This is a genomic window from uncultured Amnibacterium sp. (assembly GCF_964250715.1).
Classification (GTDB): Bacteria; Actinomycetota; Actinomycetes; order Actinomycetales; family Microbacteriaceae; genus Amnibacterium.
On the sequence record NZ_CAXUGX010000005.1, the window covers coordinates 1 to 22,615 of the forward strand.

Here is a 22,615-nt window from a genome sequence, read left to right on the forward strand (position 1 = left end):
GTGTCGGAGGCCCGCCGGTTCGAGGCGCTGCTGCTGTCGATGGACGCCATCCACGCGGAACATGATGCGGTCGGTGACCCCGTCCTGACCGCGTCGGTCCTCACCCGTGGGTTCACGGTCGAGGCCGGTGCCTGTCTGCTGGTGGATCCCAGGACGGTGGAGACCCTCCTGGACCGGGCACGGCAGGCGCGAGGATCGCTGCCATTGACGTGGGCGGCGTTCCGTGCCGGGGACTGCGGGTGGCGGTCGGTGGAGACCGTGTTCCGGGAGTCGGTCGGCCTCGACCAGAAACATGTGGCCGAGTTCGATCAGCACGCCGCGGGACTGGTCGGGTCGTCGACGACGGGCCGCCTGGCCCGGGAACTGTCCCGGTTGCGGGAGCGCCTGCAGGCCGACACTGCGGTGGAGCGGGCGCGCTGTTCGGCGCGGGCCCGGCACGTGGCGGTGACACCACTGCGGGATGGGCAGGCGATGCTCTCCATCGTCGGACCCTCCCCGGCGATCGCATCCATCTACGACGGCCTCACCCAGACCGCGGTCGCCGCGCACGGGGACCCGGACGAGGACCGGCACCTGGGGGCGCTGCGTCATGACGTCGCCGTGGACCTGCTCCTGGGTGGCTTGCAGACCGACCCGCGACCGGGTGAGGACCTGCGGGTTCCGCAACGGAAGGCGGTGACGGCGACCTGTCTGATCGTGCTCCCCGCCCTGTCGGTGCTCGGGAAGTCGGCTGAGCCGGCGGAGGTCGCCGGGTACGGGCCGATCGACATCGAGACCGCGATGCGGCACGCAGGCGACGCGGGGTACTGGACACGAGTGTTCACCGATCCCACCACTGGTGGGCTCACCGGTCTCGATGCGCACGCGGAGCGGATCCCGACCGCGTGGCGGCGCTGGTTGACCCTGCGGGACGGGACCTGCCGGGCGCCCGGCTGCAGCCACTCCGCCGGGACTTGCGATGTGGACCACACCATCCGACGTGAGCACGGCGGGGCGACCGCGCTGGACAACCTCTCCTGCCTCTGCCGAACCCACCACCAGATCAAGGACGACGGCTGCTGGGACCTCACCCTCCACCCCGACGGCACCCAAGAATGGCGATCCATCTGGGCCACCACCCGGCTCACCCGACCCGACGTCCTCGTCGGACGAGCAGCACCACCACCGACCACCCCGCCCCCGAACAGCGAACCGCCAGACCACGACTGCCCCTTCTGAGCGCGGCAGCTCAGCGGCGTTCGAGGAGCGCGTCTTCCACTTCGTCGTCGGTCGGGCCGCGCTTCAGACGGCGGAGCGCTGCGCGATCGTCGGCGACCAGCACATCGGGGTCGCCGGCGTCTCGCAGGTCGCGGCGGACCGTCAGGCCCAGGGCGAAGAAACCGATGAGCGCGAACACGATCCATTGCAGGGCGTACGACAGATGGGTGCCCTCGTCCGTGCCCAGGTCGGCGCTCGGCTGCGCCTCGGGAATCGGCGCGGTCGTAGGAGCGGGGGATTCGGAGCGGACGAAGCCGTACGCCGCCGTGTAGGTGGGCTCCTTCAGCGACTGGGCGAGCAGCGGCAGATTGACGTCGGCGATCTCACCGGCCGGCGCGGAGCGGCCCACCAGGTTCGGCTCCGATTCGTGCAGCCGGGCCGTGACGACCACGCGGCCCGCGGGCGGCGCCGGCACGACATCGGGGCGGTCGTGCGTGGCACCGATCGAGACCCAGCCGCGGTCGACCACGAACACGGTGCCATCGGTCAGTTTCAGCGGGGTCAGCACCTCGAAGCCCGGCCGACCGTTCAACGGCCGGTTGCGGGCGAGCACCTGCCGGTCCGTCAGGTAGACACCGCTCAGCTCGACGGGACGCCACCGGACCACCGGATCGAACGCCGTCCTCGACGGCAGCAGTTGCGCGACCGGGACGGGTTGCGCGTGCCAGTTCGCGGTGATCTGGCGGTTCTCAGCCGCGGTGTCGCTGCGGCGCGCGAACTGCCACCACGAGAGCCCGCCGCAGAGCACTGCGAACAGCAGCGCGAGCGCGAGCGAGCGGCGGAACCGCCCCTCGGTCAGGACCGCGCGGGCGATCGCGGCGAACTGACGCATCCGCTCATCCTCCTCCGCTGCGGCTCGCCGCGTCGCTCCCCGAATCGCCGGCCAGCGGCCGGACGACGAGCGGGAACGCGCGAGCGGTCAGGAACGCAGCGAGCTCGTCTTGGTGCTCCTCGCACGCCAGCCACACCTTGGTGCGATCGGCGCCGTGGATCCGCGGGTTGCGCCACTCCAGGCGGTAGTCGGCCGGACGCCGGCAACCGGCGCGAGAGCACAGGCTGCGCGCCGGCGCCGCGCCGCCCGGCTCCATCGGGGTGCTCGGCTCCATCCGACTGCCGAGGCCGGCTACGGCTGGCGGGATTCCAGAGCCAGCTGCACCGGCGCGCCCGGGCTGACCGGGTCTGACGCGCCGCGCGACCCGACGTTCGCCAGTACGACCGCGATGTAGGGCAGCACCACCGCTCCGGCCGCGAAGATGAAGCGCGTCCAGTTGGGCACCACGACCAGCCCGATCAAGCACAGGGTTCGGATCGACATGGCGATCGTGTACCGGATCATCCGCCGGCGCCGATCCGCCTCGGGGGACTGGGGCAGGGCGGTGGCGGTCTGGATTTCGTTGTGGGCCACGATGTGATCGAGGCTACGCCCCTTTCCGCGGGCGCCCGCCCCGCGAAGTAGGCTCTCGGGCGCTGCGCAGCCGGCGCCCTGCTGGGGCATCCGCCGCGGGGTGCGGCGCGAATCGGCAGGAGGGCTCATGACGCCACGTACCGTGCTCGTGACCGGCGGTAACCGCGGGATCGGCTACTCCATCGCGGCCGCGTTCCAGCGGGCGGGCCACCGCGTGGCCGTCACCGCCCGCAGCGGCGAGGGGCCGGCCGGCACGCTGACGGTGCGAGCCGACGTGACGGATGCGGCTGCCGTGGACGCCGCGTTCAGCGAGGTGGAGGCGGCGCTCGGGCCGGTCGAGGTCGTCGTCGCGAATGCGGGCGTGACCCGGGACGTGCTGCTGATGCGCATGAGCGAGGACGACTTCGACTCGGTCGTGCACACCAACCTGGGCGGGACGTTCCGTGTCGTCAAACGTGCCTCCCGGGGCATGCTTCGCGCACGGTTCGGCCGGGTCATCCTGATCTCGAGCGTCGTCGGGATGCTGGGGTCGGCCGGCCAGGTGAACTACGCAGCGTCGAAGGCGGCGCTGATCGGCTTCGCCCGCTCGATCACTCGCGAGCTGGGCGCCCGCGGGATCACCGCGAACGTGGTCGCCCCCGGCTTCATCGAGACCGACATGACCGCCGCGCTGCCCGAGCAGACCCGGGCCGAGTACACCGGCCGCATCCCCGTCGGTCGGCTGGGCTCGGCGGACGACGTGGCCGCGACGGTCCTGTGGCTGGCCGGCGACGAGGCCGGCTACATCTCCGGCGCGGTCATCCCCGTCGACGGCGGCCTCGGCATGGGCCACTAGGAGACGCTCCGGCGGGCCGGCGGGCCGGCGGGCCGGCAGCAGTCGGCGAGGTCAGGGCAGGGGCAGCCCCAGCAGCGAGAGCACGGGGGTCAGGTCGCGGCCGGGCAGCACCACATGGGCGGCATCGGCGACGGCGGGCTTCGCATCGAACGCGATGGACAAGCCCGCTGCGGCGAGCATGAGCAGGTCGTTGGCACCGTCGCCGATCGCGACGGTCCGCTCTGCTGGTACGCCCGCCTGCGCCGCCCAGACCAGCAGGGCGGCGCGCTTGGCGTGCGCATCGACGACCGGGCCGTCGATGGCGCCCGTGAGCACGCCGTCCTCGATCGCGAGTCGATTCGCCCGCCAGAAGTCGAGGCCGAGCCGGGATGCGAGCGGATCGACGATGTCGCCGAATCCGCCGGACACCGCCCCGACGCGACCGTCGGCGGCGTGCACACCCGCGATCAGATCCGACACACCTCGCGTCACCTCGACGCGGGCCGCGACGGCGTGCACGGCCGTGACCGAGAGCCCGGCGAGCAGGGCGACCCGCCGGTGCAGGCTCGTCGCGAAGTCAAGCTCGCCCCGCATGGCGGCCTCGGTGATCGCGGCGACCTCGGGTCCGCAGCCGGCGGCCTCGGCCAGCAGGTCGACGACCTCCTGCTCGATCAGGGTGGAGTCGACGTCGAGCACGACCAGCAGTCGCGCCGCGGGCGCGCTCAGGGGCTGACCCGCACGCCCTTGCCGACGACGGTGATCCCGCTGTCGGTCACGGTCAGGCCGCGTTCCAGATCCCGCTCGCGCTCGATGCCGACGCGGGCGCCGTCTTCGATGACCGCGTTCTTGTCCAGGATCGAGCGGTGCACGACGGCACCGCGGCCGATGCGCACCCGGTCGAAGAGCACCGAGTCGGTGACCGCGCCGCCGGACTCCACGGTCGCCCACGGCCCGAGCACGCTGTTGACGATGCGGGCGCCGGAGAACAGGGAGCCGGGGGAGACGATCGAGTCGTGCACGATCGTGTTGTTGCCCCAGCCGTCGCGCACGAACTTGGCCGGCGGCGAGTTCAACTGCTGCGTGTAGATGGGCCAGCGGGTGTTGTAGAGGTTGAAGACCGGCAGCGCTGAAACCAGGTCCATGTGCGCGTCGAAGAACGACTCGATGGTCCCGACGTCGCGCCAGTAGTAGCGGTCGCGGTCGGTGGCGCCCGGCATCTCGTTGTTGATCAGGTCGTAGACGCTGGCATCACCCGCATCGACGAAGGCCGGCACGATGTCGCCGCCCATGTCGTGGTTGGAGCCCTCCCGCTGCGCGTCCGCGCGCACCGCGTCGACGAGGGCGTCCTTGTCGAAGACGTAGTTGCCCATGGAGGCCAGCACCTCGTTCGGCGAGTCCGCCAGCCCCTCCGGGTCGGTCGGCTTCTCCAGGAACTTGGCGATCAGGGTGGGGTCGCTCTTGTCGAGCTCGATCACCCCGAACGAGCTGGCGAGCTCGATGGGCTGCCGGATCGCCGCGACGGTCGCTGGCCGGCCTGACGCGATGTGCGCCTGCACCATCTGCTCGAAGTCCATGCGGTACACGTGGTCGGCGCCGACCACGACGACGATGTCGGGTTCCTCGTCGCCGATCAGATTCAGGCTCTGATAGATCGCGTCGGCGCTGCCGGCGAACCAGCGCTTGCCGAGCCGCTGCTGCGCGGGAACGGACGCGACGTAGGAGTTGAGCAGGCCGGACAGCCGCCAGGTCTCGGCGACGTGGCGGTCGAGGCTGTGCGACTTGTACTGGGTCAGCACCACGATCTGGGTGATGCCGCTGTTCAGCAGATTGGACAGCGCGAAGTCGATCAGGCGATACACGCCGCCGAACGGGACGGCGGGCTTGGCCCGGTCCTCGGTCAGCGGCATGAGCCGCTTGCCCTCGCCGCCGGCGAGGACGATGCCGAAAATCTTCTTCGAAGGCATGTGCCACACCTTAGACGGGCTCCCTGTCCCCTGGGAACGGACCGAAGGTAGGCTCCGCGCGTGCGAGTGGATCTGTTGACCCGGGAGTACCCACCGGAGGTGTACGGCGGCGCCGGTGTGCACGCGGCCGAGCTGGTGAAAGCGCTCCGCTCCCGAATGGAGGTGATCGTGCGCTGCTTCGGCGCCGACCGCGACGAGCAGGGCGTGGTCGCCTATCCGATTCCCGCCGAACTCGCCGGCGCGAACGGCGCGCTGACCACGCTGGGGGTCGACCTGCAGATGGCGCAGGCGGTCGCCGGAGCCGACGTGGTGCACTCACACACCTGGTACGCGAATGCGGGCGGCCACCTGGCCAAGCTGCTGCACGGGGTCCCGCACGTCGTCACCGCGCACAGCCTGGAGCCGCTGCGGCCCTGGAAGGCGGAGCAGCTGGGCGGCGGCTACCGCGTCTCGAGCGCGATCGAGCGGACAGCGTTCGAGCACGCCGACGCGGTGATCGCCGTCAGCCGGGGGATGGGCGACGACATCCTGCGCAGCTACCCGGGCGTGGACCCGGAGAGGCTGCACGTGGTCTACAACGGCATCGACCTGGCCGCGTGGCGGCCGAACGTCGACCCGGACCTGGTGCGCTCGCTGGGGGTCGATCCCGATCGGCCCACGATCATCTTCGTCGGGCGCATCACCCGGCAGAAGGGGCTGCCGTACCTGCTGCGCGCGGCGGAGCGGCTGCCGGCGGACGTGCAACTGGTGCTGTGCGCCGGCGCCCCGGACACCCCCGAGATCATGGCCGAGGTGTCGGGCCTCGTGGCGGACCTGCAGGCCACCCGCGGCGGCGTGGTGTGGATCGAACGCATCCTGCCCCGACGTGAGCTGACGGCACTGCTGACCGCCGCCGACGTGTTCGTCTGCCCGTCCGTCTACGAGCCCCTGGGAATCGTGAACCTGGAGGCGATGGCCTGCGGTACCGCGGTCGTCGGCACCGCGACGGGCGGCATCCCCGAGGTGATCGTGGACGGCGAGACCGGGCGGCTGGTTCCCATCGACCAGTTGACCGACGGCACCGGCACGCCGCTCGATCCGGAGCGGTTCGTCGCCGACCTGGCCGACGCCCTGACCGAGACGGTGTCCGATCGTGCCGCCGCGACCCGGCTGGGGGCCGCCGGGCGGCAGCGGGCGGAGCGCGTGTTCGACTGGGACGCGATCGGCGAGCAGACCGCCGGCGTCTACCGCTCCCTGCTCGGCTGATACCCAGGCTCAGCGGACCGGCGGCGGCGCCGGAGCCGGTCGTCCGTGCGGTTGCCGCCGCGACCTAGGGTTGAGGGCATGGCCACGGTGCTGCAGCTGTCCGAGGTGTCCCTGACCCGCAGCGGCACCACCATCCTCAACCGGCTGGACTGGACGGTCGACAGCGCGGAGCGCTGGGTGGTGCTGGGGCCGAACGGCGCCGGCAAGACCACCCTGCTGCAACTGGCCGCAGCGCAGCTGCACCCGACCCGCGGCACGGTCACGGTGCTCGACCAGCGCATCGGCGGCGTCGACCTGTTCGAGCTGCGTCCCCGCATCGGATTCGCCTCCACTGCGATGGCGCGCCGCATCCCGAAGGAGGAGAGCGTGCTCGACGTCGTACTGACGGCCGCCTACTCCGTCACCGGGCGGTGGAGCGAGCAGTACGAGGAGATCGACGTGCGCCGCGCGCAGCGGGTGCTGGCGGAGTGGCGGCTGGATGCGCTCGGCAACCGCCGGTTCGGCGACCTGTCCGACGGCGAGCAGAAGCGGGTGCAGATCGCGCGGGCCGTGATGACGGACCCGGAGCTGCTGCTGCTGGACGAGCCGGCCGCGAGCCTGGACCTGGGTTCGCGAGAGGAGCTGCTGCAGCTGCTCGGCGGCTACGCGAGCATGGCGGGCGCCCCGGGCATGGTGATGGTGACGCACCACGTCGAGGAGATCCCGGTCGGCTTCACACACGCCCTGCTGATCCGCGGCGGTGCCGTCGTGGCAGCCGGCCCGATCCCGGAGACCATCACGAGCGAGCAAATCACCGAGACCTTCGGCCTGCCGGTCGAGATCACCCGCGCAGGCGACCGCTACGCCGCCCGCGCCACCGCCCCCGGCTGATATCGTGGTCGGTCGCGCATCGAACCGCGGCAACGAGATTGGACAAGGCATGCGAGCAGGCATCCACCCCGAGTACAAGCCCGTCGTGTTCCGCGACCTCGCCTCCGGCGAGATGTTCCTGACGCGCTCCACCGTCGGCAGTGGCAAGACCGTCGAGTGGGAGGACGGGAACACCTATCCCGTCATCGATGTGGAGATCAGCTCCGCCTCGCACCCGTTCTACACGGGCAAGCAGCGCATCCTGGACTCCGCCGGCCGCGTGGAGAAGTTCAACCAGCGGTTCAAGAACTTCGGTCGCTGAGCGCTCTGCTCAGAGTTTCAGCACGCTCATAGCTTCAGCGCGCGGACCGGCCATGCGTCGGAGGTGCTGAACAGCGGGTCGCGCGCGCGTCGCATGTAGTCGGTGAAGCGGGCGGTCTGCTCGCGGCTCCACGCCACCTGCAGGTCGTGCAGGTCGACCGCCGAGTGGCGCAGTCGCTCCGCGTGTCGCCGGGCGATGGCCTGCGCCAGTCGGCCCGCCGCCACCGCGTCGGCGCCCGCCTCGTGGGCGTCGAGCAGCGGTACGCCGTATTCCGCGGCTGAAGCCGTCAGGGTGCGCTTGCCCTTGCGGTAGCGGTCCACCGCGCGGTCGAGCACCAGTGGATCGACAACCGGCGCCGGTAGGTCGATACCGGCGACACCGCAGCGTCGTGTCTCGGCAGCGAGCAGGGTGAGGTCGTAGGGCGCGTTGTAGATGACGAGCGGGAAGCCGCGCTCGAAGACCGCGGCGATCGCGGCGACGATCTCGGGGATCACGGCCGCCGGCGATCGGCCGAACCGCTGCGCCCGCGCCGTGCTGATGCCGTGGATCGCGGTGGCGCCCTCGGGGATCGGAACGCCCGGGTCGACCAGCCACTCCTTGCGCTCCACGATCGCGCCGGTCTCGTCGATCAGGCCGACATGGGCGGTGACGATGCGGGCCGTGGCGGTGTCGACTCCGGTGGTCTCGAGGTCGAACACCCCGAGGGCGTCGGACCAGTGCCCGTCCGGCGGTGGCGCCGCCGGACCGCCGGTCGCGGCGACCGAGGCGACCACCTGCTCGGGTGTCGGCTGCGGCGCGCTGCCGAGGGACTGGACCGCGGCGTCGAAATCGGACTGCTCGAACTCGGACTGCTCGAACTCGAACAGGTCGAGCGGCAGCTGGTTCTGCGACCGCCCCCGGTGACGCCCGCGCCGCACTCCCACATCAGTCATGCCGCGACCGTAGGGTGCGGCACCGACATCACCGGCGGGGCCGGGTTGTGATCAGGCCGGCGGCGGCGTCCGCTGCGCCTGGATCGGAATGGCGGCGGTGGCGGTGGAGACCGCCGGGTCGCCGATGCGCAGCCAGAAGAAGCTCTGCGTGCCGAGGGTGATCGTGAGTCGGCCCTGCTCGTCGAAGTCGGGGAAGCGAGCGCCGCCGAACAGGTCGACCAGGGTGTGCTCCGCCAACTCCGGCGCCGTCACGGTGAACGAGACGGGGTTGTGGGAGAAGCTGAACAGGCACAGCACCCGCTCGGGCTGGTCGCCGAGTGACCGGGCACTGCCCTCGTACTCCCGCACGAAGGCGAGGGCCGAGTCGTGGTCGGTCTCGAGCACCCGCAGGCTGCCGAGCCCGAACACCGGGTGCGCCTTGCGGGTGTGGATGACGTTGCGCACCCAATGCAGCAGGGATCGGGATTGCGCGAGCTGCGACTCCACATTGACGAGGGAGTAGTGGTAGACGAGCGACTGCACGACCGGCAGGAAGAGCTTGCCGGGGTCCGCGGTGGAGAACCCCGCGTTGCGGTCGGGCGTCCACTGCATCGGCGTGCGCGAGGCGTCGCGGTCGTTCAGCCAGATGTTGTCGCCCATGCCGATCTCGTCCCCGTAATAGAGGAACGGGCTGCCGGGCAGCGAGAACAGCAGGGCGTGCGCCAGTTCCAGCTCGGCGCGGGAGTTGTCGAGCAGCGGAGCCAAGCGGCGGCGGATGCCGATGTTGGAGCGCATCCGCGGGTCGTAGGCGTACCAGCCGTACATGGCCTGGCGGTACTCCTCGCTGACCATCTCGAGCGTCAGCTCGTCGTGGTTGCGCAGGAAGACGCCCCAGCCGGCGGTGCTCGGGATGTCGGTGGTCTCGGACAGGATGCGCACGAGCTCGGTGGAGGTCTGCGAGCGCAGGGAGTAGAAGATGCGCGGCATCACGGGGAAGTCGAAGGCCATGTGGCACTCCGGCTCTTCTTCGGTGCCGTAGAACGCGGCCACCTCGCGCGGCCACTGGTTCGCCTCGGCGACCAGGATGCGCCCCGGGTATTCGCGGTCCATGGTCTCGCGCAGCCGCCGGATGAAGGCGTGGGTCTCGGGCTCGCCCTCGCCGTTGCCCTCCTCGCTCTCGAACAGATACGGGATCGCGTCCAGCCGGATGCCGTCGACGCCGAGGTCGAGCCAGAAGCGCACGATGTCGACGATCGCCTCCTGCACCGCCGGATTCTCGAAGTTCAGGTCGGGCTGGTGGGAGAAGAAGCGATGGAAGAAGAACTGGCGGCGGATGGGGTCGAAGGTCCAGTTGGATTCCTCGGTGTCCACGAAGATGATGCGCACGTTCGGGTACTTCGTGTCGGTGTCGCTCCACACGTAGAAGTCGCCGTACGGACCGTCGGGGTCGCTCCGGCTGGCCTGGAACCATTCGTGGGCGTCGGAGGTGTGGTTCAGCGGGAAGTCGATGATCAGGCGCATGTTGCGCTCGTGCGCGCGCCGCACCAGGTCGCGGAACTCGTCGATGGTGCCGAACTCGGGCAGCACCCGCTTGAAGTCGCCGATGTCGTAGCCGCCGTCGCGCAGCGGGCTCATGTAGAACGGCGGCAGCCACAGCGCGTCGATGCCGAGCCACTGCAGGTAGTCCAGCCGCGAGGTGAGGCCGGCCAGGTCGCCGGTACCGTCGCCGTTCGAGTCGACGAACGAGCGGACCATCACCTCGTAGAACACCGCTCGCCGGTACCAGGTGGGATCGAGTGCCAAGCCCGGAAGCTGGATCGGCGCGGTGAAGCTCACGGCGGAGGGATTCCCTTCGGTGCGGATCGGGCGGGCCAATCCTAGGGCGGTCCCGAAGGGGGTTCCCGAGGGGTGCGTGTCGGGCCGGGTGTCGGAGGCGGAGCCGTACGCTTGCCCGCGATGAAGGTCGTCGCCTCCCCGTATGCCGCGCTGCTGGATCGCACGCCGATGGTGGCGCGCACCGCGCAGGTGGAGGGCACTCCGGCCGCGTACTGGGAGTACGGGCGGGCCGGCGACGGGCCGACGCTGCTGTTCGTGCACGGGTTCCGCGGCGACCACCACGGGCTGGAGCCGGTGATCGCCTACCTGCCCGGGGTGCACATCCTGGCGCCCGACCTGCCCGGCTTCGGGCTGTCGGCGGCCCTGCCGGGCGAGCACTCCATCGACGCCTACGCGGCCTGGGTGCGGGCATTCGGCGTCGCGGTGGGGCTGGACGAGCACGCGATCCTGCTCGGCCACTCCTTCGGCAGCATCGTGGTGGGCGCGGCGCTCGCCGGCGGCATGCCGGCCGCTGCGGCGATCTTCGTCAACCCGATCGCCGCTCCCGCGCTCGCCGGTCCCAATGCCGTCGGCACGCGGCTGGCCTCGCTCTACTACCGGGTGGGGGAGGCGCTGCCGGAGCGGGCGGGCGGGGCGCTCTTGAAGAGCCCGCTGGTCGTGCGCGGCTCGTCGATGTTCCTCGCGAAGACCCGCGAGAAGCCGCTGCGGGCCTGGATCCACAATCAGCACGCCCGCTATTTCTCCGCGTACGCCAGCCGGCGAGTGGTGCTGGAGTCGTTCCGCGCGTCGGTCGAGCACGACCTGACGGAGTACGTCGGGGCCTTGCGGGTCCCGGTGCACCTGGTGGCCGCCGAGCACGACGACATCACGGCGCTGTCCGACGTGCAGGCCCTGGCCGACCGCATCCCGGGTGCGACGCTGACGGTGATCCCGAAGGTCGGGCACCTGATCCATTACGAGACCCCGCGGCCGGCGGCGGAGCGGATCGCCGAGGTCGCCGGCGTCGCTCCGGTCGGCTGAGCGGTCATGCGCCTGGTCGTCGACTGCCGGTACGTGCGCCGCGACGGCCGCCACGATGGCATCAGCCGCTTCAGCGCAGGGATCACCGCGGCGCTCGGCCGGCTGCATCCGCTGACGATGCTGATCGACGACCCGCGCCAGCTGGCGCTGCTGCCGGCGCTGCCGTACCTGGTGATCCGACCGCCGGCCCATCCGCTGGAACCGCTGATCTCCGGGGTGATTCGGCGGCGCGCCCGGCCGGACGTGCTCTACAGCCCCATGCAGACAACCGGCTCGATCGGCCGGCGCTACGGCTACGTGCCCACCCTGCACGACCTGATCTATTACCGGCACCGCACGCCGCCTGCGGAGTTCGCGTGGTGGGTTCGGCTGCTGTGGCGGCTCGCGTACCTCAGCACCCTGCCGCAGCGGGTGCTGCTGGACCGGGGCGACGAGGTGGTCACGGTCTCCGCGACGACCGCGGCGCAGATCGCCGAGCACCGGCTGACGGCGCGCCGGGTGACGGTCGTCCCGAACGCAGCGGACGTCGCGCCCCTGGACGCCGTCGCGCCGGGGCCGCGCAGCCGGTCGCTGATTTACATGGGCGCCTTCATCGGCTACAAGAACGTCGAGACCCTGGTGCGGGCCGTCGCGCTGCTGCCCGAGTACGAACTGCACCTGCTCAGTCCCATCGACGCTCCCGTGCGTCGCGGGCTGCAGGTGGTCGCACCGGCCGCCCGGCTGCACTTTCACGACGGGGTGACCGATGCCGAGTACGTCGCGCTGCTGGACGACGCCGTCGCCCTGGTCAGTGCCTCCCGCGACGAGGGCTTCGGCATTCCCGTCGTGGAGGCCATGACCCGGGGAGTACCCGTGGTGCTGAGCGACATCCCGATCTTCCGCGAGGTGGGGGGCGACGCGGCCCTGTACGCCGATCCGGACGATCCGGCCTCGTTCGCCACCGCCGTGCACGCCCTGGAGCGGCCGGGGGAGTGGAACGCCCGCTCGAAGGCCGCCCTCGCTCAGGCCGCGACGTTCACCTGGGACGCATCCGCCGCCCGCCTGCTGCCCGTGCTGCAGCGCGTCGCCGCTGCCCGCCGTCGAAGCGGGTAGTCGGCGCGTGGGAGCCGGAGGATCGCCGAGTCAGTTGACCGTATCGAGCGGTTCGTCGACCGGCAGCAGGTCGGCGGACCAGGGACGGCCCGCGAATTCGACCAGTTCGAGCAGGCCGGCCGTGACGCGGAAGCGGTGCTCGGAGCCGTTGACGATCGGGATGCCGCGCTCGGGCCAGACATACCGGGTGACGGAGCGCACCAGCGATCCGATGACGCCGCCGTGGCTGACCACCAGCACCGACTGGCCGGGGTGGCGCTCGGCGAGTGCCAGCAGGGCGGGCAGGGCGCGATCCACCACCTCTTCGCGGGTCTCCCGGGCGCGCACGACGCCGCCGGAGAGGGCGTCGATCTCCGGGCCGGTCAGCCCCTCCGCCTCGCCGTAGTTGCGCTCGACCAGCGCGTCCACCAGTTCGACCTGGGCCAGGCCGATGCTGCCGGCGATGATGCGGGCCGTCTCGGCGGCGCGGGCCAGGGGGCTTGCGGCGATGGCGTCCCAGTGTTCGGCGGCCAGGCGTTCGCCCGCCTGCTGCGCCTGCTGCCGGCCGGTGTCGTTCAGGGGGATGTCGGACAGGCCTTGGATGCGGCCGTCGCGGTTCCAGTCGGTCTCGCCGTGTCGCACGAGCACGAGCTCGGTCGGCGGAACCCGCCCGGGAATCGCCCCGGTCATGCTGCCTCCTGCGCCAGCGCGTCGCTGATCGCCTGCAGCGTCTCGGAGGTGCCCGCATCCACCTTGACGTCCGCGATGCGATCGCCCTTCGTGGCGCCGCGGTTGACGATGACGATCGGAATGCGCTGACGCCTGGCCTGCTCCAGCAGCCGGATACCGCTGTTCACCGCGAGCGAGGAGCCGGCGACCAGCAGCGCGTCGGCGGCGCGCACGAGGACCGCCGCGCGCTGGAAGCGGTCGGGCGGCACGAACTCGCCGAAGAAGACCACATCCGGCTTCAGCACCCCGCCGCAGACCGTGCAGGTCGGCAGCACGAAGCCGGAGGTGTCACCGACCGCGGCGTCGCCGTCCGGGTTCAGCGGTGCGGCCGGGTCGGGGATGATCCACGGGTTCGCTGCCTCGATCCGCCGAGTGACGTCGTCGCGGGCCAGCACCTGACCGCAGTCCAGGCAGAGCACGCGGTCGCCCGATCCGTGCACCTCGACGACGCGCAGCGATCCGGCCTTGCCGTGCAGGCCGTCGACGTTCTGGGTGACGACGCCGGTGACCCGTCCGTCGCGCTCCAGCTGGGCGAGGGCGCGATGTCCGGCGTTGGGCACCGCGGCGGCGAACCGGCCCCACCCGAGGTAGCTGCCCGCCCAGTACCGCTTCTGGAAGGCGGGGGCGCTCGTGAACTGCTGGATCGTCATCGGTCGGCGTTCCGGCGCGCCGTCGCCGCGGTAGTCGGGGATGCCGGAGTCGGTGCTGATTCCCGCGCCGGTCAGCACCGCGAAGCGGCCGCCGAGCGCGGCGATCGCACGGTCGAGCGCCGCCGGATCGACGGCCGAGGGCGCCCGGCGAGTGGCGAGCGTCATGGGTCGAGCATAATTGCGGGTCGTCCGCAGCCGGGCGCGGCCGGGAGGCGGGAGTGATGCGGATCCTCGAGCCCGCCTCCGACGATCCGCTGCTGACCGACTATTTCCACCTGACGGACGTCGCATTGCGGCGCCGCCTGGAGCCGGCGGGCGGGCTGTATCTGGCGGAATCGACGACCGTGATCGAGCGCGCGATCGCCGCGGGCCACGTGCCGCGCTCCGTGCTGACCCGTGCGGCCTGGCTGCCGGATCTGGAACGGATTCTCGCACCGCATCCGGATGTGCCGGTGGTCGTCGGGTCGGACGAGTCGCTGCAGGCGGTGACGGGCTTCCACCTGCATCGGGGCGCGATCGCGGCCATGCACCGGCCGCCGCTGCCGACGCTTGCCGACGTGCTGGCGGGCGCACGGCGGGTCGTCGTGCTGGAGGACCTGGTCGATCACACGAATGTGGGCGCGGTGTTCCGCAGCGTGGCCGCTCTGGGCGCCGATGCGGTGCTGGTGACCGAGCGGTGCGCCGATCCGCTCTACCGCCGCAGCGTGCGGGTGAGCATGGGGGCGGTGCTGCAGGTGCCCTGGACGCGGCTGCCCGGCTGGCGGACTGCGGCGCCGGCCCTGCGCGAGGCCGGCTTCGTGACCGCGGCACTGGCGCTGACCGACTCCGCCCGGTCGCTGGACGAGTTGGCGGCCGACCCGCCCGAACGCCTGGCCCTGCTGCTCGGTACGGAGGGCGACGGCCTGAGCCGCGCTGCGATCGCGGTCGCCGACACCGTGGTGCGCATCCCGATGCACCACGGCATCGATTCGCTGAACGTCGCGGCGGCCGCCGCCGTCGCGCTCTGGGCGCTGCGCGTGCGCTGATCGATGGGCAGGCAGGCGCCGGCCGATCGCGGGTGGACGGCGGGTAATTACACTCATGTTCTCGTGCCGTCCGATCCGCCGAACTACCTGCGGCGCCGGCTCCTCGTGCTGTTCCTCGCCCTGTTCATCCTGGTCGTCGGGATCGGGGTGCCCGTGGCCGTGCTCGGCCCGGTACCCGGGGCGCGCGCCGCGGTCGACGTCACCGGCGCCGCCCACGCCGCGACCAAACGAGCCGAACTGGACTTCCCCGCCTTCGGCTCCTCCGCAGTCGCCCTGGTCGGGCGCAACGGACTGCTGGGGACCGCCGGGTCGCAGGCCCCGAAGCAGATGGCGAGCATCACCAAGCTGGTCACCGCCCTGACGGTGCTGGACCGGCATCCCCTGAAGGGCAGCGCCGCCGGGCCGACGATCCGCTTCACGGCCGCGGACGAGGCGATCCTGCAGGACGTGCTCGCCCACGACGGGTCGTGGGAGGCCGTGCAGGCCGGCTGGACCCTGACCGAGCGGCAGACCCTGCAGGCCATGCTGATCCCCTCCGCGAACAACTACGCCCGGTCGCTGGCCAACTGGGCGTTCGGCTCCGAGCAGCAGTACCTGACAGCCGCCCGGTCGTACCTGGCGGCGCATCACCTGACCCACACGACGGTCGTCAGCCCCGACGGTCTGGACCCCCGCAACCGCAGCACCCCCGGCGACCTGATCGCTCTCGGCCGCCTCGCGCTGCGGTCGTCGGTGATCACGAGCATCGTCGGCAAGGCAAGAGTGACCGAGCCGCACATCGGCACGATCGAGAACACGAACGCTCTGATCGGGCACAGCGCCCTGAACGGCATCAAGACCGGAACCACCGACGCCGGCCACGCGAACCTGCTGTTCTCGGCGCCGCTGACCGTGCACTCGCAGCGGCTGCAGGTGATCGGAGTGATCCTGGACGCGAACTCGCACGACCAGCTGGACGCAGCGGTCGGCCCGCTGCTGACGAGCGTGCGCGCCGGGCTGCACACGATCACCCTGGCGCGGCAGCATCAGGTGTTCGCGCACTACCGCACGGCGTGGGGCGGTAGCGCCGCCGCGGTGGCGAGCAAGGACGTGACGCGCCTGGTCTGGTCGAAGCAGGACGTGCACGGGACGGCGCACCTGCAGGCGATCAGCGGCGGGCTGCAGGGCGACCGCGTGGGCACCGTCTCGTACACGCTCGACGGTCGGAGGGTCGAGGTGCCGCTGGAACTGGACCGGTCGCTGCTCGTCGCCCCCGTCTGGTGGCGGCTGATGCACCCCCTGCGCTGACCGGCGCGCGGGTCAGAACCGCGGTCGCTTGGGCCGGACATGGTCGCCGCTGGAGGTGCCTCGAAGGCGTCGCACCACCCACGGGGCGAAGTAGTCGCGCGCCCACACCAGGTCGTCGACGCGGGCTGACCGCCACGGGACCGGCACCCGAGGACCCGGTTCGGCCGGCGGGATCGTCGTCGCGACTCCCAGGACGCCCAGCACCATGCGGGCGATCTCGCGGTGGCCGAGCTCGTTCAGATGCAGGCGGTCGGCCGACCAGAGCCGGGCGTCGTGGACGGCGGTCAGGCCCCACTGATCCGCGATCCGGGCACCCGTGCGCGCGGCGAGCACCCGCAGGTGCTCGTTGTAGATCGCGACCCGGCCCCGGATGCTGCGGAACACCGGCGAGAACGCCACATCCACGCCGGTGAACAGCACCACGGTCGCTCCGCTGTCGGTCAGCCGGGCGAGGGCCGGTGCCAGCCGAGCCGCCAGCGCGTCCGGATCGGCGCCCGGCCGGATCACGTCGTTGCCGCCGGCGGACAGGGTGATCAGATCGGGCTGCAGCGCCAGCGCTGGCTCGACCTGCTCGTCCAGGATGCGCGCGAGCAGTCGCCCGCGCACGGCGAGGTTCGCGTAGGCGAAATGCGGGGCGGTCTCCGCCAGGGCGTCGGCGACGCGATCGGCCCAGCCGCGATGCCCGCCGGGAGCCTGCGGCAGCGGATCGCCGATCCCCTCGGTGAAGGAGTCGCCGAGCGCGACGTAACGCCGCCAGGGATGCACGGTCCCCGGCACCGGATCCGGGCCTTCCACGGCGGGCGCGTGGGCCCGGTCGTCGTCGGTGCTCATCCGCCTCTGCTCATCCACGCTCTGCTCATCCACGCTCTGCTCATCCGCGGTGTGCTCGTGCATCCGCTCGTGCTTCCGCCCAGCCCAGTATCGGACCGGGCGCCGTCTTCGGCGTGGCGCGAGGTCGGCGGCTACCCTCGTCGCACCGATGAGTTCGCCGCTGTTCGACGCCGCCCCGGGCGCCCACATCGCCGGGCACCTGCCGCCCGCATATCCGGACCGCGCGCCGCGCGGCGCGGCCGACCGGCTGCGGCGCTGGCAGGAGGAGGCGCTCACCGCGTACTTCGCCGATGAGCCGCGCGACTTCCTGGTCTCGGCGACCCCCGGTGCCGGCAAGACCACGTTCGCGCTGCGGCTGGCCAAGGAGCTGCTCGCCCGCGGCACCGTCGAGCGGATCATCGTGGTCGCGCCGACCGAGCACCTGAAGCGGCAGTGGGCCGAGGCCGCCGAGCGGGTCACCATCCACTTGAATCCGCAGTTGCAGAACGCCGACGGCGCGCTGGCGCGGCACTGGCACGGCGCCGCCGTCACCTATGCGCAGGTGGCGGCCCGCGCCGAGCTGCACGAGCGGCTGGCCGGCGATCGGCGCACGCTCGTGATCCTGGACGAGGTGCACCACGGCGGCGACGCGCTCAGCTGGGGCGACGCCATCCGGCAGGCGTACGCCGGCGCGGAGCGGCGCCTGTCGCTGACGGGCACGCCGTTCCGCAGCGACACCGCCCCCATCCCGTTCGTGCGGTACGCGCCGGATGCGGAGGGGATCCGCACCTCCCTGACCGATTTCCAGTACGGCTATCGCCGCGCCCTGGCCGATGGGGTCGTGCGCCCGGTGCTGTTCCTCGTCTACTCCGGTGCGATGCAGTGGCGCACCCGGGCGGGTGAGGAGATGACCGCCAACCTGGGCGAGGACAACACGAAGGACGTGACCGCGCAGGCGTGGCGCACCGCGCTCGCGAGCGATGGCGAGTGGATCCCGGCCGTGCTGACCGCCGCGAACGTGCGCCTGACCGAAGTGCGCCGAGGCGTGCCGGACGCCGGCGGGCTCGTGATCGCCTCCGACCAGGCGAGTGCCCGGGCCTACGCGCGGCAACTGGAGGCGATCTGCCGCGAGCCGGTGACGGTCGTGCTGTCGGACGAGAAGGCGGCCAGCGATCGCATCGCGGCGTTCGCGGCGTCGGACGCGCGCTGGATGGTCGCGGTACGGATGGTGTCGGAGGGGGTCGACGTGCCGCGGCTGGCGGTGGGCGTCTACGCCACGAACGCGGCGACACCGCTGTACTTCGCGCAGGCGATCGGGCGGTTCGTGCGGGCGCGGCGACGGGGCGAGAGCGCCAGCGTGTTCCTGCCGAACGTGCCGGTACTCACCAGGCTGGCGGGGCTGCTGGAGTTGGAACGCGACCACGCCCTGGACCGGCCGTCGAGCGACGACGAGTCGGGGCTGGAGCGGGGCCTGGACGAGGATGCGCTGACGGCGGCGAACCGGTTGGAGCGGGCGTCCGCGGCGCTGCAGGAGGACGGGTCGTTCCAGGCGCTCGGCAGCGCGGCGATCTTCGACCGCGTGCTCTACGACGGCGGCGACTTCGGCTTCCAGGCCGAGGTCGGCAGCTTGGAGGAGCTGGACTTTCTGGGCCTGCCCGGCCTGCTGGAGGCCGACCAGGTGCGTGACGTGCTGCGGCACCGCCAGTCGCGGCAGCAGCGGCGCGCGCCGCACGGTCCGGACAAGCATGGCGCTGCAGCGACCGGCCCGGTCCCGGACCACGGCGGGCGGGCGGCGCCTCCGCCGCTGAACCAGGCGCCGAACCAGGCACTGAACCAGCCGCTGTACCGCACCTTGAAGGAGCAGCGGAGCCTGCTGCACTCCCTCGTGGGGCTGTGGTCCAAGACGACGAACGAGCCGCACGGCGCCATCCACGCCGAATTGCGCCGTCTGTGCGGCGGACCCGCCGTCGCACAGGCATCGACCGCCCAGCTGCAGGCGCGTATCGAGCTGCTGCGCTCCCGCATCGCCGCCCCGCGCCGTTGATACCCGGGTCGCGCCGCCGCTCCACCTCGCGCGGCAGCCGTGCCTCCGCGCGGTGTGCATGCGCACCGCGCGACCCCACAGGTACCGCGCGTGGTGTCTCGCGGCGCGCGGCAGTACCGTGTGGGCCGATCGGAGGGGGACCATGACCGAGACGGAGCGGCCGGGCGCCGCGGCGTGGGTGCCGACGGATGCGGCGGGGATCGACCCGCTGCGCGAGGCGGCGCGGGCGTGTCACGGCTGCGAGCTGTGGGAGCCGGCGACGCAGGTGGTGTTCTCGGCGGGGCCGCCGGGCGCCGCGATGGTGCTGGTGGGGGAGCAGCCGGGCGACCAGGAGGACCGGCGCGGCGCTCCGTTCGTCGGTCCCGCCGGCACGCTGCTGGTGGAGGCTGTGCGGGCCGCCGGCATCGATCCGACCACCGTGTACCGCACCAACGCCGTCAAGCACTTCCGGTTCGAACAGCGCGGCACGCGGCGGCTGCACAAGACGCCCGAGACCGTCCATATCACCGCCTGCCATCCCTGGCTTCACGCCGAGCTGCAGGTGCTCACCCCGCGCATCGTGGTCGCCCTGGGTGCCACCGCGGGACGGGCGCTGTTCGGCCGCCCGGTGCGTATCGGCGCCGAGCGCGGTCGTGTGCTGCAGGGCGCGCTGCCCGACTCCGCCGCCCTCTCACTGCTGACGGCGCACCCCTCCGCGGTGCTGCGGATGCGCGGCGACCCCGGCTACGACGACGCCTACGCGGCGCTGGTCACCGACCTGAAGACCGCTGCCGCCGCTGCGGTGGCCACCTGAGCCGCCGCCTGATCCCACCCCGGTTTCGACAGCAGGACCAGGTCCCGTCAGCAGGTTGTGGGTCGACCACCGGCCTGCTGTCGAGACCTTGTCCTGCTGGTGTGCTGGGTGCGGGGCGAGGGGGGTGTCAGTCGTAGCGGGCTTCGGCCCACCAGGTGTCGTGCTCGCACTGCAGCAGCCAGGCGCTCTCGTCGGCGGTGACGATCTGCAGGCGGTGCACGGAGCGGCCGGCGGTGGGGTTCCACCACCGCTCCTCGATCGGCCACGGGCCCGCCCAGGCGCGCACGACGGCGCCCCTGGCAGCGGGCGGGATGAATGTGCGCGGCGGGTTGCTGAGCGCGTCGCGGTCGTCGATCGTCAGGGACGCTCCGGCAGCGTCGAGCAGCGTGACCGGGATGCGGTCGGGGAACACCCGCGGCGGCTCGAAGCCGGGCAGCCGGCCCGGCCACGGCCGGTCCGCCGCCCGCTCCGGTATCGGCCGCTCGCCCCACGGGACGAGCACGCGACGATCGGCGCTCAGTCGGCCGCCGCCCACCGACGCCGTGACGACCGCGTCGTGACCCAGCATGCTCTGCACCCGCGACAGCGCGTGGTGGATGCGCTCATCGGGGCCGCCGCCCCACAGGCCCTGCTCATGGTGGGCGGCCGTGTCGAGCGCCTCGGGCAGCAGCCGCACCGACGCGACCGGCGACTCCAGAAACGCGCCCTGCACCTGCCAGCGCACCCGGTCGATCACGTCGAGGGGAGTGAATGACCGCGGATGCAGCCAGGTACGGGTACTCGATCCGCCGCGCTCGTCGGTCGCCTCGACCGTCAGCGCGGTGCACACCAGCCGTTCCACGATCAGGCCCGCGACGAACGCCTCCGCCGTCTGCCGCAGCGTGAACGCGATCTGCTCGATGTTCTCCAGCGGCGGCTCGAAGTGGATGGTGCGGGTGCGGTCGCGCTCGGCGACCCGGGGGACCACGCGGCGCGGGTCGCGCCCGGCGGCGACCAGGTGCGCCGCGGCACCCTGCGGCCCGAACCGGTCGAGCACGTCGCCGGCGTCGAGGCGGGCGAAGTCGGCCAGCGTGCGTACCCCCAGCCGGGCGAGCAGCGCGGCCAGCTGCGGCAGGCCGAGCAGCGACACCGACAGGGGAGCGAGGAACGCCGCCGCAGCCCCCGGAGGCACGACCATCGCACCGCCCTGCGTTGCACGGCGGGCCGCCTGCTCGGCGGTGAACGCCCCGTTGGCGACGCCAACCCGCACGTCGTCGACCAGGCCCGCCACCTGCCGAAGGATGGCCTGCGCGGCCGCCTGCTCGCCGCCGTAGTAGCGGGCCGGTCCCTGCGCGCGAGCGACGACCATACCCGGGCGCACCACCTGCACGGTCGGTACTCCGGCCTCGAGCGCCTGCAGGACGGGCTCGAAGTGCCGTGCGTCCTGCGCGGGGTTGTAGGGCTGCACCACCAGCGTCGGGCAGCGGGCCTGCGCCTCGCGCACCCGCAGCCCGCGACGCACCCCGTCGGCCCGCGCCGCCGTCGAGCAGGCGTGCACGAAGCCCTTCTCGATCAGCGCGATCGGCGCGGAGGCGGTCAGAGAGGCATCGCGGACCGCCGCCTGGATCGGCCAGTCGGGGCACCAGACCACCAGCACCCGCGGCGCCGCGTCGGCGCCCGTCGAGTCGCCCGTGGCTGCCTCGCTCACACCGCCTCCAGCCGACGCTCCGGGACCGCACCTGCCTGCGCCCCCATGTGCGCCGTGGCGACCTGCGGCAGGGTCGTGCCCGTGGGCAGCAGCGCATCGTCGGCGAGGCGCAGGGCGTGGCGCACGGTGCGGCCGCCGCGGGCGGTGACCGCCACGACGGCCTCGCGGCCGGCGAGGTAGCCGTAGCCGGTACCCAGTCCCGACCAGCGGCTGGAGACCACCTGCAGCACCGCCTCCGCCTGCTGCCACGGGCCGAGCACGACCAGGGTGGCGCCGCGCTGCCGCAGGCGGGAGGCCAGCCGAGCCGCCTCCGCGTCGCGCACCGGCCGCGCCGGCGGCTGCACCAGCACCACGTGCAGCACGTCGGCCAGCTGGGCGGCGACCGTCAGCCAGTGCTCGCCGGGATCGGGGACCAGCACCAGGCGGGTCAGGTCGATGCCGGCCGCGGCGGCCGCCTCCACTCCGAAGTCGGGCACGCCCACCACGCCGGTCCAGGCACCGGCGGCGCTCGGCCCGGCGAGCAGCAGCATGGCCAGGCTGGTGGAGCCGGGAACGGAGTAGGCGACGCCGGCCTTCATGGCGCCACCGGGCAGCAGGGGCTGCAGCGCGGCGGCGGTCGGCAGCACCCGGGTATCGAGTGAGACCTTCTGCATCGCCGCAATGCGTTCCCGCAGCGCCTGCACGGTGGCGGAGCGATCGGCGGGGTCGGGGGAGGGGACGATGCGATCAGCGGAGGGGTCGGCGGAGGGACCGGTCGCGGGGTCGGCGGAGGGACCGTTCGGGCGACCGTTCAGGCGGTCGGTCTGGCCGGGTACGGTGACACTCGGTTGCGTCTGGGTGAACGCGGGCATCCCTTAGTATCGAACCCGTGTTCGACAAAACGCAAGTCCGGGCTG

Annotated in this window: 23 protein-coding genes; 11 read left to right on the forward strand and 12 right to left on the reverse strand. The window is 72.3% G+C overall.

The window, feature by feature from the left end; all coding sequences use genetic code 11:
• Positions 1 to 1,218 (forward strand): DUF222 domain-containing protein (locus tag ACFE7H_RS06345; protein ID WP_375400381.1); only part of this gene is annotated, 1,218 nt, incomplete at its 5' end.
• 10 nt (positions 1,219 to 1,228) lie between these two features.
• Here ACFE7H_RS06345 and ACFE7H_RS06350 read toward each other — a convergent pair.
• From ACFE7H_RS06350 to ACFE7H_RS06360, 3 genes are read right to left on the reverse strand one after another with little or no spacing between them, the layout of a single operon-like run.
• Complete coding sequence (locus ACFE7H_RS06350) at positions 1,229 to 2,089, reverse strand: SURF1 family protein (protein ID WP_375400382.1); 861 nt, start codon at positions 2,087 to 2,089, stop codon at positions 1,229 to 1,231.
• 4 nt (positions 2,090 to 2,093) lie between these two features.
• Positions 2,094 to 2,363, reverse strand: a complete 270-nt coding sequence (locus ACFE7H_RS06355) for a hypothetical protein (protein ID WP_375400383.1) — start codon at positions 2,361 to 2,363, stop codon at positions 2,094 to 2,096.
• A gap of 17 nt (positions 2,364 to 2,380) precedes the next feature.
• Positions 2,381 to 2,662: a DUF3099 domain-containing protein gene (locus tag ACFE7H_RS06360; protein ID WP_375400384.1), complete on the reverse strand. Its 282-nt coding sequence runs from the start codon at positions 2,660 to 2,662 to the stop codon at positions 2,381 to 2,383.
• Between the two features lie 127 nt (positions 2,663 to 2,789).
• On the opposite strand from ACFE7H_RS06360, the gene fabG reads away from it, so the two are divergent.
• A complete protein-coding gene (fabG, locus tag ACFE7H_RS06365; protein ID WP_375400385.1) occupies positions 2,790 to 3,497 on the forward strand; it encodes a 3-oxoacyl-ACP reductase FabG in 708 nt (235 codons plus the stop codon).
• 51 nt (positions 3,498 to 3,548) lie between these two features.
• Here the strand turns inward: fabG and serB are convergent, their stop codons facing one another.
• Both serB and glgC read right to left on the reverse strand, forming a co-directional pair.
• Positions 3,549 to 4,172, reverse strand: a complete 624-nt coding sequence (gene serB, locus ACFE7H_RS06370) for a phosphoserine phosphatase SerB (protein ID WP_375400386.1) — start codon at positions 4,170 to 4,172, stop codon at positions 3,549 to 3,551.
• A 26-nt stretch (positions 4,173 to 4,198) separates the two neighbouring features.
• The gene (gene glgC / locus ACFE7H_RS06375) at positions 4,199 to 5,440 is read right to left on the reverse strand and encodes a glucose-1-phosphate adenylyltransferase (RefSeq protein ID WP_375400387.1); all 1,242 of its coding nucleotides are present in this window, start codon (positions 5,438 to 5,440) and stop codon (positions 4,199 to 4,201) included.
• Between the two features lie 60 nt (positions 5,441 to 5,500).
• Here glgC and glgA point away from each other — a divergent pair, with 60 nt between their 5' ends.
• The 3 genes from glgA (at position 5,501) to ACFE7H_RS06390 (ending at position 7,856) form a co-directional block, all read left to right on the forward strand.
• Positions 5,501 to 6,685 carry a glycogen synthase gene (gene glgA / locus ACFE7H_RS06380; protein ID WP_375400388.1) on the forward strand — a complete coding sequence of 395 codons (1,185 nt, stop codon included), beginning with the start codon at positions 5,501 to 5,503 and terminating at the stop codon, positions 6,683 to 6,685.
• A 78-nt stretch (positions 6,686 to 6,763) separates the two neighbouring features.
• Complete coding sequence (locus ACFE7H_RS06385; RefSeq protein WP_375400389.1) at positions 6,764 to 7,555, forward strand: ABC transporter ATP-binding protein; 792 nt, start codon at positions 6,764 to 6,766, stop codon at positions 7,553 to 7,555.
• A gap of 49 nt (positions 7,556 to 7,604) precedes the next feature.
• The gene (locus tag ACFE7H_RS06390) at positions 7,605 to 7,856 is read left to right on the forward strand and encodes a type B 50S ribosomal protein L31 (protein WP_375400390.1); all 252 of its coding nucleotides are present in this window, start codon (positions 7,605 to 7,607) and stop codon (positions 7,854 to 7,856) included.
• Between the two features lie 26 nt (positions 7,857 to 7,882).
• On the opposite strand, the gene ACFE7H_RS06395 is transcribed toward ACFE7H_RS06390, so the two are convergent.
• A complete protein-coding gene (locus ACFE7H_RS06395; protein ID WP_375400391.1) occupies positions 7,883 to 8,788 on the reverse strand; it encodes a 3'-5' exonuclease in 906 nt (301 codons plus the stop codon).
• 51 nt (positions 8,789 to 8,839) lie between these two features.
• Positions 8,840 to 10,603 carry a maltose alpha-D-glucosyltransferase gene (gene treS, locus ACFE7H_RS06400; RefSeq protein ID WP_375400392.1) on the reverse strand — a complete coding sequence of 588 codons (1,764 nt, stop codon included), beginning with the start codon at positions 10,601 to 10,603 and terminating at the stop codon, positions 8,840 to 8,842.
• Between the two features lie 120 nt (positions 10,604 to 10,723).
• Between treS and ACFE7H_RS06405 the strand changes: the two genes are divergently transcribed.
• Together ACFE7H_RS06405 and ACFE7H_RS06410 are read left to right on the forward strand one after the other, a co-directional pair.
• The gene (locus tag ACFE7H_RS06405) at positions 10,724 to 11,623 is read left to right on the forward strand and encodes an alpha/beta fold hydrolase (RefSeq protein ID WP_375400393.1); all 900 of its coding nucleotides are present in this window, start codon (positions 10,724 to 10,726) and stop codon (positions 11,621 to 11,623) included.
• Between the two features lie 6 nt (positions 11,624 to 11,629).
• Positions 11,630 to 12,715, forward strand: a complete 1,086-nt coding sequence (locus ACFE7H_RS06410; protein WP_375400394.1) for a glycosyltransferase family 4 protein — start codon at positions 11,630 to 11,632, stop codon at positions 12,713 to 12,715.
• Positions 12,716 to 12,745: 30 nt separating this feature from the next.
• Here the strand turns inward: ACFE7H_RS06410 and ACFE7H_RS06415 are convergent, their stop codons facing one another.
• Positions 12,746 to 13,384 carry a histidine phosphatase family protein gene (locus ACFE7H_RS06415; RefSeq protein ID WP_375400395.1) on the reverse strand — a complete coding sequence of 213 codons (639 nt, stop codon included), beginning with the start codon at positions 13,382 to 13,384 and terminating at the stop codon, positions 12,746 to 12,748.
• A complete protein-coding gene (locus ACFE7H_RS06420; RefSeq protein ID WP_375400396.1) occupies positions 13,381 to 14,238 on the reverse strand; it encodes a Sir2 family NAD-dependent protein deacetylase in 858 nt (285 codons plus the stop codon). Before ACFE7H_RS06420 ends, ACFE7H_RS06415 begins: the two co-directional genes overlap by 4 nt.
• Positions 14,239 to 14,294: 56 nt before the next feature.
• On the opposite strand from ACFE7H_RS06420, the gene ACFE7H_RS06425 reads away from it, so the two are divergent.
• Both ACFE7H_RS06425 and ACFE7H_RS06430 read left to right on the forward strand, forming a co-directional pair.
• On the forward strand, positions 14,295 to 15,098 hold the full coding sequence (locus ACFE7H_RS06425; RefSeq protein ID WP_375400397.1) for a TrmH family RNA methyltransferase: 804 nt from the start codon (positions 14,295 to 14,297) through the stop codon (positions 15,096 to 15,098).
• Between the two features lie 63 nt (positions 15,099 to 15,161).
• A complete protein-coding gene (locus ACFE7H_RS06430) occupies positions 15,162 to 16,385 on the forward strand; it encodes a D-alanyl-D-alanine carboxypeptidase family protein (RefSeq protein ID WP_375400398.1) in 1,224 nt (407 codons plus the stop codon).
• Between the two features lie 12 nt (positions 16,386 to 16,397).
• On the opposite strand, the gene ACFE7H_RS06435 is transcribed toward ACFE7H_RS06430, so the two are convergent.
• A complete protein-coding gene (locus tag ACFE7H_RS06435) occupies positions 16,398 to 17,279 on the reverse strand; it encodes an SGNH/GDSL hydrolase family protein (RefSeq protein WP_375400399.1) in 882 nt (293 codons plus the stop codon).
• 85 nt (positions 17,280 to 17,364) lie between these two features.
• Between ACFE7H_RS06435 and ACFE7H_RS06440 the strand changes: the two genes are divergently transcribed.
• The gene (locus tag ACFE7H_RS06440; RefSeq protein WP_375400400.1) at positions 17,365 to 19,239 is read left to right on the forward strand and encodes a DEAD/DEAH box helicase; all 1,875 of its coding nucleotides are present in this window, start codon (positions 17,365 to 17,367) and stop codon (positions 19,237 to 19,239) included.
• A 142-nt stretch (positions 19,240 to 19,381) separates the two neighbouring features.
• Positions 19,382 to 20,032 (forward strand): UdgX family uracil-DNA binding protein, encoded by a 651-nt coding sequence (locus ACFE7H_RS06445; RefSeq protein ID WP_375400401.1) that lies wholly within the window; start codon positions 19,382 to 19,384, stop codon positions 20,030 to 20,032.
• Positions 20,033 to 20,159: 127 nt separating this feature from the next.
• Here ACFE7H_RS06445 and ACFE7H_RS06450 read toward each other — a convergent pair whose 3' ends face one another.
• Together ACFE7H_RS06450 and ACFE7H_RS06455 are read right to left on the reverse strand one after the other, a co-directional pair.
• Entirely contained in the window at positions 20,160 to 21,719 is a 1,560-nt protein-coding gene (locus ACFE7H_RS06450) for a DNA polymerase Y family protein (protein WP_375400402.1), read from the reverse strand.
• A complete protein-coding gene (locus ACFE7H_RS06455) occupies positions 21,716 to 22,570 on the reverse strand; it encodes a hypothetical protein (protein WP_375400403.1) in 855 nt (284 codons plus the stop codon). The genes ACFE7H_RS06450 and ACFE7H_RS06455 overlap by 4 nt, the downstream gene beginning before the upstream one ends.
• Positions 22,571 to 22,615: the final 45 nt, after the last annotated feature.